The 13,240-nt window shown below is 44.7% G+C and carries 13 protein-coding genes; 6 read left to right on the forward strand and 7 right to left on the reverse strand.

From position 1 onward, the window contains the following. Positions 1-13: 13 nt before the first annotated feature. Positions 14-1,546 carry a xylulokinase gene (gene xylB, locus BK127_RS06660; RefSeq protein ID WP_076229202.1) on the reverse strand — a complete coding sequence of 511 codons (1,533 nt, stop codon included), beginning with the start codon at positions 1,544-1,546 and terminating at the stop codon, positions 14-16. A 266-nt stretch (positions 1,547-1,812) separates the two neighbouring features. Between xylB and BK127_RS06665 the strand changes: the two genes are divergently transcribed. Beyond that, on the forward strand, positions 1,813-2,199 hold the full coding sequence (locus BK127_RS06665) for a DUF1499 domain-containing protein (protein ID WP_076229203.1): 387 nt from the start codon (positions 1,813-1,815) through the stop codon (positions 2,197-2,199). Between the two features lie 133 nt (positions 2,200-2,332). On the opposite strand, the gene tpx is transcribed toward BK127_RS06665, so the two are convergent. Beyond that, positions 2,333-2,851, reverse strand: coding sequence for a thiol peroxidase (gene tpx / locus BK127_RS06670; protein ID WP_076229204.1), 519 nt, complete (start codon positions 2,849-2,851; stop codon positions 2,333-2,335). Positions 2,852-2,956: 105 nt separating this feature from the next. Between tpx and gltC the strand changes: the two genes are divergently transcribed. Continuing rightward, positions 2,957-3,847, forward strand: coding sequence for a glutamate biosynthesis transcriptional regulator GltC (gltC, locus tag BK127_RS06675; protein ID WP_076229205.1), 891 nt, complete (start codon positions 2,957-2,959; stop codon positions 3,845-3,847). A gap of 56 nt (positions 3,848-3,903) precedes the next feature. Here gltC and BK127_RS06680 read toward each other — a convergent pair whose 3' ends face one another. After that, complete coding sequence (locus BK127_RS06680; RefSeq protein ID WP_076229206.1) at positions 3,904-4,587, reverse strand: zinc metallopeptidase; 684 nt, start codon at positions 4,585-4,587, stop codon at positions 3,904-3,906. 21 nt (positions 4,588-4,608) lie between these two features. Then, on the reverse strand, positions 4,609-5,040 hold the full coding sequence (locus BK127_RS06685; protein WP_076229302.1) for a MerR family transcriptional regulator: 432 nt from the start codon (positions 5,038-5,040) through the stop codon (positions 4,609-4,611). Positions 5,041-5,477: 437 nt separating this feature from the next. On the opposite strand from BK127_RS06685, the gene BK127_RS06690 reads away from it, so the two are divergent. From BK127_RS06690 to BK127_RS06700, 3 genes are all read left to right on the forward strand, one after another. Continuing rightward, on the forward strand, positions 5,478-6,866 hold the full coding sequence (locus BK127_RS06690) for an ammonium transporter (protein WP_076229207.1): 1,389 nt from the start codon (positions 5,478-5,480) through the stop codon (positions 6,864-6,866). A 76-nt stretch (positions 6,867-6,942) separates the two neighbouring features. After that, positions 6,943-7,998 (forward strand): DUF294 nucleotidyltransferase-like domain-containing protein, encoded by a 1,056-nt coding sequence (locus BK127_RS06695; RefSeq protein WP_256711195.1) that lies wholly within the window; start codon positions 6,943-6,945, stop codon positions 7,996-7,998. 12 nt (positions 7,999-8,010) lie between these two features. Then, positions 8,011-8,745: an exonuclease domain-containing protein gene (locus BK127_RS06700; protein WP_076229209.1), complete on the forward strand. Its 735-nt coding sequence runs from the start codon at positions 8,011-8,013 to the stop codon at positions 8,743-8,745. A gap of 63 nt (positions 8,746-8,808) precedes the next feature. Here the strand turns inward: BK127_RS06700 and BK127_RS06705 are convergent, their stop codons facing one another. After that, on the reverse strand, positions 8,809-9,288 hold the full coding sequence (locus BK127_RS06705) for a M67 family metallopeptidase (RefSeq protein WP_076229210.1): 480 nt from the start codon (positions 9,286-9,288) through the stop codon (positions 8,809-8,811). Positions 9,289-9,362: 74 nt separating this feature from the next. Next, complete coding sequence (locus tag BK127_RS06710; RefSeq protein ID WP_076229211.1) at positions 9,363-10,628, reverse strand: MFS transporter; 1,266 nt, start codon at positions 10,626-10,628, stop codon at positions 9,363-9,365. Positions 10,629-10,749: 121 nt separating this feature from the next. On the opposite strand from BK127_RS06710, the gene BK127_RS06715 reads away from it, so the two are divergent. Then, entirely contained in the window at positions 10,750-11,304 is a 555-nt protein-coding gene (locus BK127_RS06715) for a TlpA disulfide reductase family protein (protein WP_256711196.1), read from the forward strand. A gap of 50 nt (positions 11,305-11,354) precedes the next feature. Here BK127_RS06715 and cimA read toward each other — a convergent pair whose 3' ends face one another. After that, positions 11,355-12,974, reverse strand: coding sequence for a citramalate synthase (gene cimA / locus BK127_RS06720; RefSeq protein WP_076229212.1), 1,620 nt, complete (start codon positions 12,972-12,974; stop codon positions 11,355-11,357). Between the last annotated feature and the right edge of the window lie 266 nt (positions 12,975-13,240).

A 13,240-nucleotide genomic window follows, 5' to 3' on the forward strand; every position in this document is an offset into this window, starting at 1 on the left:
AAGAATGTTGAGATTATGAGGAAACGAGATCATTGAGTTGATGCATCGTGTTTTTTAATGTGGGATACAACGTCTGATAAACCTCATAATATTTCTCGTATTGAGCCTGCCGCTGCGGATTTGGATCAACCCGTTCTACGGTCTCGATCCAACGTTCGCAGAGGTCGCTAATCTCTTGTTGAAGCACGCCTGAGGCGGCCATGACTGCAGCGCCATAAGCGGGTCCGTCCGTTGAATTAACTGTAATCACTGGATAACCAAATATATCAGCAATCATCTGTCTCCAAAATAAGCTGCGCGCACCACCGCCGCTTACACGCAGCTCCTTGATCTCAATGCCTGAGGCTTTGATGAGCTCCATAGAATCTCTCAGCCCAAATGTAATGCCTTCGAGCACAGCTCTTGTTAAATGAGCCTTACCATGTCGAAGATTCAGGCCTATGAAGCCTCCACGGGCCTTAGGATCGGGATGAGGTGTGCGCTCTCCCGTCAAATATGGCATAAAGAGCAGTCCCTCGCTACCCAAAGGAGCACTTTCGGCAAGTGCTGTTAAAAACTCATAAACATCGCGTCCTTCAGCCTCTGCCTGCTGCAGCTCTTCAAATGCAAAATGGTTTTTCCACCATTGAAATGATCCTCCGGCAGCAAGCATGACACCCATCCGATGCCATTTTCCTGGAACCCCATGGCAAAAGGAGTGAAGCCTGCAAGCGGGATCCATCTGATAGCTGTCATCATGAACGAACACAACACCGGAAGTACCGAGAGCTACGGAAGCTATTCCTTCGCGTACAACACCAACACCTACCGCACCGCATGCTTGGTCTCCACCACCCGCCACGACGGGTGTACCGGTCTTGAGCCCTGTCAGCTGGGCAATCTCAGCGAGTAGATAGCCTGCTACTTCATTGCTCTCGAATAAGGGAGGCAACCACTCCATCGGAATATCGAGACGATTGACGACATCCTCAGACCACTTGCGCTCGGCAACATCCAGCAATAAAGTACCACTGGCATCGGCTACGTCCATACCAAGAGCCCCTGTCAGCTGTAAACGTACATAGTCTTTTGGCAGCAATAAATGTTGAGTTTGACGATAGTGCTCAGGCTCATGATTTCGAAGCCAAATCACCTTGGGTGCTGTGAAGCCGGTTAGTGCCTTGTTGCCTGTTAATCGGCCTAACTCAGCCTGACCTCCGACTGCCTGCTCGATGAAGTCGCATTCTGCTGCTGTACGCTGGTCGCACCATAATAAGGCAGGACGTACGACCTGCAGCTCGGAATCAAGGAATACGGAGCCATGCATTTGGCCTGATAATCCGATGCCTGCGACCTCGTCGCCCGCAACCGATGCCTTTGCTAGTAAGGCCACTACACTTGCCACTGTACCTTTCCACCAATCCTCGGGGTGCTGCTCGGCCCAGCCGGGTTCAGGCTGCAGAAGTGGATATTCCTCGCTATGGCTTGCTTTGACCTTTCCCTGATCATCAACCAAAATACATTTGACTGCTGATGTTCCTAAATCAATACCTAAAAAGTAAGTCAATGGGGTTCACCTCGAAATGTAATATAGGAACTTTGTTTATTTAATAAACAAATGATTCTATACATATATTCGCAATGAATTTATGAAATCCTGCTCCATGTGCCATACAAATAGAATAACTGTCATAAAATTGTAAAGAATTTTAATATGAATCACATAGTTTGTCTAAAGTGTGAAATAATACTTTCTCAACCGAACAAACAATGGTATGATTAAAGATAGTGTTTACAGATTATATTTTGCACTTCTCATGAGGGGGGAAAGCTTTGTTAAAGCGAACCTTAATCGGCCTAATTCGCAGTCACGATGGGACAGGAGAGAAAGCCAAGGATCCGGCATTAAAGACCCGGTATTATAAGCTTTCTATGGATCAAGTTTGGGATGAAGTTACCAATATGTTTAAGAAAATGAATGGGTACAAGCTTCTCCATGAGGTAAGAAATGTAGGGGAAATCGTTGTAGAGAAAAAGACAGTTACAGGTCGGACGCAAGATATTACATTAACCTTATTCGGGATAAACCCACTAAAAACAGCTATCGATATTTATTCGGCTTCTCGAGGGTCGCTCGGGGACCTTGGATCCAATTACCGCACCATCCTGGAAATATACAAACAGCTAGACAAAAGGCTTGCCGCTTACAAAGAGGATTAATTGAAAAAGTAGGCAAGTTGATTGCAAGGTTTGTAAGGCTATCTAATGTAGGTTTACATAAAAACAGCGGGGGAAGCTTGGCTTCTCCCGCTGTTTTTATGTCATGGAATGTTAGACTTTCCACTAAATTGAATTATACGAGCTTTTTAACAGCTTCGATGGCATTTTCATAATTAGGATGTTCTGTCATTTCGCCTAAGTATTCAACATATTGTACGTTATCGTTCGCATCAAGAACAAAGATAGATCTCATCAATAAATGAATCTCCTTGATCAATACGCCATATGCTAATCCGAAGGAATGGTTTTTGTAATCGGAAAGTGTAATAACTTTATCGATACCGGCTGCTCCGCACCAGCGGGCTTGTGCAAAAGGAAGGTCAACGCTGATTGTCAATACGACTACATTATCGCCCAATTTAGCTGCTTCTTCATTGAATCGGCGAGTTTGAGCGTCACAAACGCCTGTGTCAAGAGAAGGGACCACGCTGATCAGCTTGACTTTGCCTGCATAGTCAGCCAGTGTTGCTTGCTCCAACAAATTTTTGTTAACAGTGAAATCTGGAGCTTTGTCGCCTACCTTAACTTCATTGCCAACTAAAGTTATCGGATTGCCTTTCAGGGTTGCTACACCTGTACGCTCTTGTGCCATGTTAATTGGGCCTCCTTATTATCTTATGAGAATGATTGGTATTTCACCAAGTTTTATTATAAACTTTTTAAAAGGAATTTGTCCAATCGAAGGGAGATCAATCGTGTGGAGTTAAGGCAGCTTCAATATTTTGTGAAAGTGGCAAGAAAACAGCATGTAACCAATGCCGCAGAAGAGCTACACGTTGCACAATCAGCGATTAGCCGACAAATTCATCAGCTTGAGGAAGAATTGGGGGTCCCTCTGTTTGTACGTAAAGGACGCAATCTGCAGCTCACTTCAGTGGGTAAGCTGTTTCTTGAACGCATCGAAGTGGTCTTGGCTGATATGGAGCGTGCGGTCAGTGAGGTTAGGGAATTTCTGGACCCTGAGGCGGGGGAGATTCGTATTGGTTTCCCGCATAGCCTGGGGATCTACTTGCTACCGACTGTAGTTGCGAGCTTTCGTCAATCGCATCCCAATGTGAAATTCAGGCTGCGACAGGGAACGTATAACAGTCTCATTCGTGATGTGATGAAGGGAGAGATTGATTTATCTTTTATTTCTCCTTTTCCTGAAAAGCATCTTTATGTAAGCGGCAGACTGCTTTTGCAGGAGGAGTTGTATGCTATATTGCCGCAAGGACATAAACTGGCAGACAATGAGACCATCAGGCTTGAGCAGCTCAGGGAAGAATCGTTTGTTATGTTTAGTGATGAGTATTCACTTCGAAATATTGTATTGGAAGCTTGTGCAAAGGCGGGTTTTGTCCCGCGGATCGGTTTTGAGGGCGAAGAGACGGATACGATCCGTGGATTAGTGGCTGCGGGTGTGGGGGTAAGTCTGCTGCCAGAGATGGCCTTGACTGAAATTAGCCAGTTGCAGCCGGCCAAGGTGAGGGTTATTGAACCGCTGGTGACTCGTAGTGTAGGATTAATTCAAAGAACCGGGGACAAGCTGCCGCTTGTTGCTGAAATGTTTCAGCATTTTTTATTTGATCATTTTCAAGAGAACTAGAAAACTGAAAAAGCTGGCCTTCCTGCTCGTTTGAGCGTTGGAGGACCAGCTTTTTTTTAATCCCTGCGGTTGTTGAAAATCATGATGTACTTGAGAAGCTGAAGTAGAGAAATCAGTGCAGCGGCTACATAAGTAAGTGCAGCAGCGTTGAGTACCTTGGAAACCCCTTTTTTCTCGTCATTACGAATAAAGCCTTGGGAAATCATGAGCTCTTTGGCACGATTGCTTGCATTGAACTCCACCGGAAGCGTTACGAGTTGAAAGGCAACTGCTGCGGAAAAGAAAATGATGCCAATACCGAGCAGGAAATTAAATTGCTGAAAAAACAATCCTGCCATGATGAGAAATGGAGCAATGCCAGATGCGAAGTTAACGGCGGGAAACATAAAGTGCCGGAATGAAAGCATGGGATAGCTCAGTTTGTGCTGAATGGCATGACCGACCTCGTGACAAGCGACCGATATGGCTGAAATGGACGTTTCATAATACACCGGCTCCGATAAACGCACGACACGATGGCTTGGATCGTAGTGGTCGGTAAGACTGCCTTGAACGGGCTCGACAGGTATATCATACAAACCGTTGGCATCGAGCATGCGGCGGGCTGCTTCGGCTCCTGTGAGCCCTGCAGATGCATGAACCTGAGACCATTTATTGAAAGTTCCTTTTACTCTAAATTGGGCCCATAAGGAAAGGATGAAAGCAACGATGATCAAATAATCCAAAGGGTGAAAAAACATGCTGCTAGACCTCCAGTATCTTTAAGATAGGGGACTTTTACCCAGAAGTAAGAGCAAGGCTTCGATGCAGGCCACCGTGTGAGGAGTGAGTACCTTGTTCATTTTTTTCATCTGCGCAGGCTTCATCTTATCTATAATAGGACGAATCTCTTGAACTTCCCGCTGCAGCTGTTGAAGATGAACCTGGATAGAAGTTAGCTTATCCGTTACAAGCTCATTGTGGCTCACCTTGGTCCAGGATAATAAGCTTGCCTTGATTTCTTCCAAAGTATATTTGTCCTTTTTCATAATTTCAATACGTTTAAGACGCATTAACGTTTCATCGCTATACAAGCGATAGTTGGTATCGGATCTCGTCTCAGGATCGATCAACCCGATTTTGGTGTAATAGTCGATTGTTCTGGGGCTGACTTCAGATAAGCGTGCCAGCTCACCGATTCTATACAATTTCATATCCCCATTCACATCACCCCTAATGAAATTCAATAACGGCAAGCCCCTCTATAATAGAAGGACTTACATTAAAGTATGTAATCATGTCGTTCTTTAGTATTTATGATACCTGAAAGCAAACCATACAGTCAAACGTTATGCTATTTTGGAAAAAGAAAGAGCTGATGATGAACAAACCTGACATCAAGTGAGCTAAACAAATACAAAATATCCGATAAATTAATGGGTTCGTGTCATATATAAAGCTGATTTTGCTTGGAATTTGCTATCATATTACTAGAAAAACCGAATTATGCTTAATTCATGTCAGGTTATTTTTCGTTTTTAACTATTTATTCAATAAAATCCTATTGTCAAATCCAACAAAGCTGGTTATAATGGCAATAAGAGTTGCAGAACATGTTATATAAACTAACATTAAAAAGGAAGTGTCGACCATGTTAAAGAAGTTAATATTCTCCACTGGCGCCATGTCGCTGCTAGTACCCACCCTCGCTTTTGCTGCAGATGATAAAACACCTGCACAGCTAGCGGCTGCGATTGACTCCGTTTGGGTCATGTTAGGTGCCATACTGGTTATCTTCATGCAAGCAGGTTTTGCATTGCTGGAAGCAGGTTCGACACGAATGAAAAATGCTGGTCATGTCGCCGGTAAAACAATTTTAACCTTCGGTCTTTGTGCGATCGCGTTCTGGGCGGTAGGGTTCGGTTTAGCTTTCGGAGATGGTAACGCCTTTGTAGGTACTGGCGGGTTCTTCCTGGATGGAACGGCTGAGCAAACAGCAGCTTCAATCAGTGTGTTTGCTGGATCTCCGATTCCAATCAGTATTCTGTTCTTGTTCCAATTAGCTTTTGCTGGAGTGTCACTTGCAATTGCTTGGGGTGGCTTTGCAGAACGTGGTAAGCTTCCTGTTTACTTCATTTTCGGTATATTGTTCACTGTGCTGATTTATCCTGTGGTTGCTCACTGGGTATGGGGCGGCGGCTGGCTTGGCGCGTTGGGTATGCAGGACTTTGCAGGCTCGACAGTTGTTCACTTACAAGGCGCTACAGCAGCATTGGTAGCCACTATCCTGCTTAAACCACGGATTGGCAAGTATAATAAAGATAAAACGCCTAATCTGATTCCCGGACATAACCAAGTATTATCGGTCCTTGGTGTTATTATTCTCTGGATCGGCTGGTTTGGATTTAACGCTGGCTCTACGCTAAGTGCAACTGGCGATGGTTTCTTCGGTTATGTAGCCTTGACGACGAACCTTGCAGCAGCAGCTGGTGCAGTAGCAGCGCTGGTGGTATCATGGATGTACTTTGGTAAAGCGGACATTCCTAGCATGTTGAACGGTGTACTTGCCGCGCTTGTAGCGATTACAGCAGCTTGCGCATTCGTAACTCCTCGTGATGCTATCATCATCGGTGCGATTTCCGGTATTATTACATTCTTTACGGCTCAATGGTTTGAAAAGATGGGTGTCGATGATCCGATCTATGCTTTCTCGGTTCATGGTATCGCAGGGATTTGGGGAACATTGTCAACAGGAATTTTTGCTACACCACAATTGGCGGAATCAGTTGGTGTAGGTGGAGCTGGATTGTTGTACGGCGGTGGATTCCACCAATTAGGTATTCAAGCTCTCGGCGTATTCGGTGCTTTCTTGTTCGTACTTGTACTTTCCTTCATTATTCTTGGTATTTTGAAAGCAACTATCGGCTTGCGAGTTACTGAAGAAGAAGAAATTATTGGTCTGGATCTATCCGAGCATGGGACTTATGGCTATCCGGAGCAAATGAAAAAAGCGGTTCAAGCGGGTACAACGTCTGCATAAAGCTTGAATTTGTGAAACACTTAATTAAATAACTTGTGGATTGAAGGAGACGCGCATGAAACCTCTCTCATTGGATATGATTCGTATTGAAATCGAGAAAGCTGGCGATATGGTGCAGCTTCGACATTTACGGGATCAGCTGCATGAGGAATTCGAGCAACGTCTCCTTCTTTCTCATTCACTGGATTGGAACCGTGAATTGAATCAGGTCCATGACTGGTTGATCCATCATACGATTGAGCTTGCACAAGCCGTTGTTCATGCTGAGCATGGCGCTTCTCCGGAGCCTTATGCCTTTGTGCTTTTTGGCAGTGGAGGCCGACGTGAGCAGACGTTGTGGAGTGATCAGGATAATGGTTTGATCTATGCAGAGCCTGCAGACGAAACAGCCTCGAAGCAGGCAGATTTATATTTTAAAATATTGACGCAGCGCATTAGCAGCATGCTGATTGAGTTGGGTTATCCTCCTTGCTCGGGCGATGTGATCTGTACGAATGATCGATGGAGAAATACCTACAGCGGCTATCAAGCGATGCTTCATGAATGGCTGCAAGACCCACATTGGGAAAATGTTCGTTACTTGCTTATTTTGGCGGACATGCGATTTATTTATGGAGACGAAGGTTTGGTTAATGATCTCATGGATGAGTTGTTTGCTTATATCGACAAGCATCCTATTATGCTGGAACACATGCTGCACAATACGCTTCATCATAAAATTTCACTTGGTTTGTTCGGACAATTGATTAAAGAGAGATATGGTGAGGATGCAGGAGGCGTGGATATCAAGTACGGTGCTTACATCCCTATTGTTAATGGAGTCCGTTTATTAGCTATACAGGCTGACGTGAATGAATCTTCAACTGAGCAAAGAATTTTAAAGCTGCAGCAGTATGGGCATGTAGAAGAGGAAATAGCCTATGATTGGCTTGAGGCATTATCGATTGCTTTGAAGCTGCGTTCTTTAACTCCTTTTCAATTAGAGGAAAACCAATACACGTCCAGAGGCAAGCTGACCGCGGAAGGACTTACCAAACAACGGATTAATGAATTAAAGCTGTGCTTGCGAATTGGCAATGATTTGCAAAAATATGTGAAAAAGATGATATCCAAAGAGCTGGATAAAGGTTAGGTGAACCTCACTATGAAGGATATGAGACCTGCAGGCAGGATGTGGCATTTATATAAAATGGGGGGGATTACACCTGCCCTTACTTCAATGTTTGATGTCCAGAGTGCTCAACAGATGGCTTTCATGCGGTCGATGATGAAGGAACAGAGGAAAAATTCACTTTATGATATCCCTCTGGATACGGTAGAATTGGTCGTGTTTGATCTGGAAACGACTGGATTTTCGCCTTACAATGGTGATGAGATTATCTCTGTAGGTGCAGTGGCTGTCAACGGTGACGCCATAATGGAGGATCAGAGCTTTTATAGTCTTGTCAATCCGAAACGGTTGATTCCCGAACAGGTGATCGAGCTGACAGGAATTACGAACGAGATGGTTGATCAAGCGCCAGATTTGTACCAGGGACTGAGAGCTTTTCTGGAATTTGTACAGCAGAAGGTGCTGGTAGCTCATGGAACGGGTCATGATAAGCATTTCTTAAACTCGGCATTATGGAAAACATCAAAGGTAAGTCTGTCACACCGGATGATTGATACGATGATGATCGGTAAGTGGTTGAATCCGAAGCTGGGTAAATATGATTTGGATACGCTGCTGCAATTTTACGGTATTGATATTTCGTTGCGTCACCATGCTTTAGAGGATGCTTTAATGACCGCTAAGCTATGGAGCAGCTACATGAATGAGATCAGGTCCAGAGACATTCATTCACTGGGTGATTTATATACGCATCTTGGTAACCATTAAACATCTTCCACGGGTCTTGTATAGACCGGATGGGGGGTGTTTTATTGCTTGAAACGCAGCTCGTCATTCATCTTCTATTAAAATGATCGGGATAGGATGATATTGAGCCTGCTTCTTGGGAAATTTGGTAGTTTGTGTTTCTGTAAAGCTATTTGGGCTTAGATAATTGTGCGTGTACTGGTAGGCGGCGATTTCGATCGTGGACTGCTGCAGCGATACGATCCAATGAGACGGGATATCATACCAGGTTGTTGACAGATCCTCTGAAGAGGGAGTGGCCGCGGCGTTTGGATGGGAATGAAGAATCCCCACAATAGTGAAGGTGTTATTTAATATAACGGGGATCATATCCGAAGCGTGCATGGAAAATTGTCTCTCAGGACTCCTGGAAGCATTAGCAACAGGTACAAAAGAGGTAATACGGATCTGAGTGACATCGATACATCCCAACAGAAAGCCGCATGCTTCCATCGGCTTATTTGCTATACAATGACTGATGACTGTCTCCCGGACGGAGCTTGTTAATTGGATTGATGTATACATGAGAGTCAACATCCTTAGGCAGTGACGTATGACTCTCAGTATAACTGAATGAGTTAAGGTTAGAAAGAAAACTGTTAGCTAATGGTGCCTTCCGGCTTAACAAGAAAAAAGACAAAGGCTAGAGCTATCAGGCATAGTGAGGTCACAGATATAAATATAATTCGGTGTGAAATATCCATCATCCAGCTGAACAAGGGCGGTCCCATAGCGACTCCAAGAAAACGCAAGCTGCTATAGATCGATGTGATCATACCGCGCTGCTCCCGCTCGACAGAGCCGGTAATCATGGTGTTCAGACAAGGCAGCAAAAGGCCAGTACCAACACTGCTGAGGGTAAGCAATCCGATCAGGAGCGGTAAATTTTTATCGTGCAGCAGAATGCAGGCACCAAGTGAAAGGGTCATTAAGGAAAGGCCGATGTTCATCAGCCAGCGCATAAGGGTTCCGTTTTTCTTGATCAACGTTCCTGTTGTATAGGAAGTAATGACCAGACCCAATAAAGGAATGGCTAACACAAACCCTTTTTTGACGCCATCGATCAGATAGGGTGGTTTCTCAAGCAAGTCGGATAAATAAAAAAGCACGCCAAATAAGACGAACAAGGCAAGTGATCCTGCAAAAAATGAAGTGATGAGCCAGCGTCCCTTTTCGTGTAAAATAGCGCCAATGCTTTTCAAATAAGGCTTGAGCTTCGGTGGCTGCTTTTCTTTGGCCGGTTCTTTCAGAAAAAAAATAACAGCCAACAAGGACAGCAAGCAAAATACTGGAAAGGCAAAAAATGCTGCATACCAAACGATTAGTGCCAACAGTGAGCCGAGAATAGGGCTAACCACTTTACCAAATCCATTGGAAGCTTCGGTTAAGCCAAGCACCTTGCTTTCTGTGGCTCCTTTGAATAAATCACCTGCCAAGGCCATGGCTATGGGGGCTGTCCCCGCAGCTCCCAAACCCTGAATTGCTCTTGCTATAATGAGAATGCTGTAAGAGTTCCAGACGGCTCCCAAACCTGCCAAGACACCAGCGGCGCCGTATATAATCAAAGATGGGATCATAATCGCTTTCCTGGAGAAACGATCCGATAAATATCCCGAGATCGGGATGATGAGTCCAGCCGTTACCGAAAATAAGGAAATCACAAGACTGCTTTGAAATTGGCTCACCCCAAGCTTTTCCTGTAAATCAGGTAATATAGGAACGAGCATGGAATTGCCAAGTACAAGCACGATAGGAACACTTGCAATGGCTGTGAACTCCCGACCGTGGCCTTTGGAGCTTTGGGAGTCAGGCGTCTTGCTGTTTTCGAAGGATATGCCAAGCTTTCTTTTTTTTGTTTGTTCCATCCGTCAATCTCCCTTATAAGGTTTGATACCACTAAAGTACCCCATTACCTATAAAGTCATTCTTTTCGCGGTTTTGGGCCATAATAACGGTATATCCTGATTTCGGAAAGGGAGTAGGGCAGTGAAGCTAACAACAATTGCAGTGATGATTGCTTTGATGCTGATGGGGGAAATGGTGAGTTTGGACAAGCTGAATGCCCACAAATCTTTGGCAGCAGCAAGGTTCGTTCCGGCCGCAGCACGTAATCAGCCGGCCCCCGAATTTGATTTACAAGGCTTGGACGGTAAGAGTTATCATGTAGGAGGGGCAAGGGATAAGCCGCTTATAATCAATTTCTGGGCCTCATGGTGTGGTCCTTGTCATGAAGAAGCCCCTGATTTAAAACGTATGTATGAAGCCTATAAGGATGAGTTAGATATTTATGCGGTTAATGTGACGAAGGGAGATCGTTTACAGGATGTGCAAGGTTTTGTGAAGCAATACGGGCTGACTTTTCCGGTGCTATTGGATTCGAAGGGACTTACAGCAGAACGCTATCGGTTACAGGTTGTGCCTACGAGCTTTCTAATAAATAAAGAGGGTGTTCTGGTCGATGTCATTCATGTACTACCAGCAAAAGCATTAGAGGCCAAAATCAGACTACTGCTCGATAAAGACCAAAAACCGCCCTTGTGATGGAACGCATCACAAGGGCGGTTCTTTGAATACATATGAATGGCTGCAACTTAGTGATTAACGAGTCCCAAACGTTCTTTTTGTTCCTCTGGCTGTACTTGTGTTCTTGGTTTACCGATTAATGCGTAACGAATACTGTCGGTTAATGCCTGCCAGCTGGCTTCGATAATATTGGCAGAAACACCAATCGTGCTCCAGGTGTTGTCAAAGTCAGAAGATTCTATCAGGACGCGGACTTTACCCGCTGTATTATCTTTTTCATCCAGAACGCGGACCTTGTAGTCGCTTAGATGAATATTCTCCAGAGCAGGATAATATTGCAACAAACATTTGCGCAATGCGTTATCCAGAGCATTCACGGGACCATTGCCCTCTGCGGCATTATAGACGGACTCGCCATTGACCTTCAGCTTCACGATAGCTTCAGTCACAACCGGCTGGTTGATCGTCTTCACAACCATAATCTTGAATGATTCGAGCACAAAAACTTCCTCGGAATTTCCGTAGGCATCACGAATCAGAAGCTCCAGAGAAGCATCGGCACCTTCGAATTGGTAGCCTTGATGCTCCATTTCTTTGATTTGCTCAATAAGCTGACGGGACTCCTGATTGCTGCTGTTAAAGTCAATGCCAAGCTCTTGTGCCTTGAACATCAGATTACTCTGACCTGCCAATTCGGATACAAGAACACGCTGTTTGTTTCCGACGAGCTCAGGTGTGATGTGTTCATAGGTGCTTGCGTTGCGCATAATCGCTGAGACGTGAATACCGCCTTTATGGGCAAAAGCTGCAGAGCCGATATAAGCTTGATTGACAGGCAAATGCATGTTAGCAATCTCACTGACATATTTGGCTACGCTTGTCAGGCTTTCAAGCTGTGAAGCGCTGATACAGGAATAGTTCAGCTTTAACTGCAGATTGGGAATGATCGAGCACAAATTAGCGTTGCCGCAGCGCTCACCAAAGCCATTGATTGTACCTTGTACTTGCGTTGCTCCTGCCATCACAGCAGCCAGGCTGTTGGCTACGCCAACCTCACAATCATTATGGGCATGAATCCCGATTGGGATTGAAAGAGCTTTTCTGACCTCTGTGACAATTTCCGTGACCTCATGGGGCAGTGAGCCGCCGTTGGTATCGCACAATACAATCCAATCAGCTCCGGCTTTCTCAGCCTGCTTGATGGTTTGTAGCGCGTATTCGGTATTATTTTTATAGCCGTCAAAGAAGTGCTCGGCGTCATAGATGACTTCAAGGCCTTTGCTTTTTAAGTAGTGAACGGAATCGTAAATCATCGCAAGATTTTCTTCAAGTGTCGTTTGGATGGCATGATGAACATGGAAGTCCCATGATTTCCCGAAAATCGTCGCGACAGGAACACCGACCTCTAAAATTCTATTCAGGTTCACATCATCTTCGGGAAGGATACCTTTACGACGTGTGCTTCCGAACGCGGTGATTTTGGCATTTTTTAATTCAAGCTCATGCACGCGCATAAAAAACTCAATGTCCTTGTTGTTGCTGCCTGGCCATCCACCCTCTATATAGTGAACACCGAGCGAGTCCAGTTTACGGGCGATTTTCATCTTGTCCTCGACCGATAAGCTAATCCCTTCACCTTGGGTGCCATCTCTTAAAGTAGTATCAAAAATTTTCACGAAATTAGCCATAAATAGTCCTCCTGATCCTGGAACGCTTTCACGAAATATAATGTAGTATTATACCACAACAAATATCGATAAGGTATTGTTTTCACAAAATAGGTGGTTTAGGGAGTTGACCTCATAACCTTGGAAAGGTATGCTTGTGAGTGAAACGCTTTTTAATTTTAATAAGTAATGCTGACTCATGGGGGTGCATGACTGTTGTCTACTCAAGCAACCAGAGCGATCATATTTAAACATATTCAAAGCTCGTCCCTTGTAGAATTTAAATT

It is taken from the genome of Paenibacillus sp. FSL H7-0331, from assembly GCF_001956045.1.

Coding starts and splice junctions, on each gene's coding strand:
- cimA (WP_076229212.1), bottom strand. CDS start 12,974: ATGGCTAATTTCGTGAAAATTTTTGATACTACTTTAAGAGATGGCACC.
- BK127_RS06700 (WP_076229209.1), top strand. CDS start 8,011: ATGAAGGATATGAGACCTGCAGGCAGGATGTGGCATTTATATAAAATG.
- tpx (WP_076229204.1), bottom strand. CDS start 2,851: ATGGCACAAGAGCGTACAGGTGTAGCAACCCTGAAAGGCAATCCGATA.
- BK127_RS06705 (WP_076229210.1), bottom strand. CDS start 9,288: ATGTATACATCAATCCAATTAACAAGCTCCGTCCGGGAGACAGTCATC.
- BK127_RS06695 (WP_256711195.1), top strand. CDS start 6,943: ATGATTCGTATTGAAATCGAGAAAGCTGGCGATATGGTGCAGCTTCGA.
- BK127_RS06690 (WP_076229207.1), top strand. CDS start 5,478: ATGTTAAAGAAGTTAATATTCTCCACTGGCGCCATGTCGCTGCTAGTA.
- BK127_RS06680 (WP_076229206.1), bottom strand. CDS start 4,587: ATGTTTTTTCACCCTTTGGATTATTTGATCATCGTTGCTTTCATCCTT.
- BK127_RS06685 (WP_076229302.1), bottom strand. CDS start 5,040: ATGAAATTGTATAGAATCGGTGAGCTGGCACGCTTATCTGAAGTCAGC.
- BK127_RS06710 (WP_076229211.1), bottom strand. CDS start 10,628: ATGGAACAAACAAAAAAAAGAAAGCTTGGCATATCCTTCGAAAACAGC.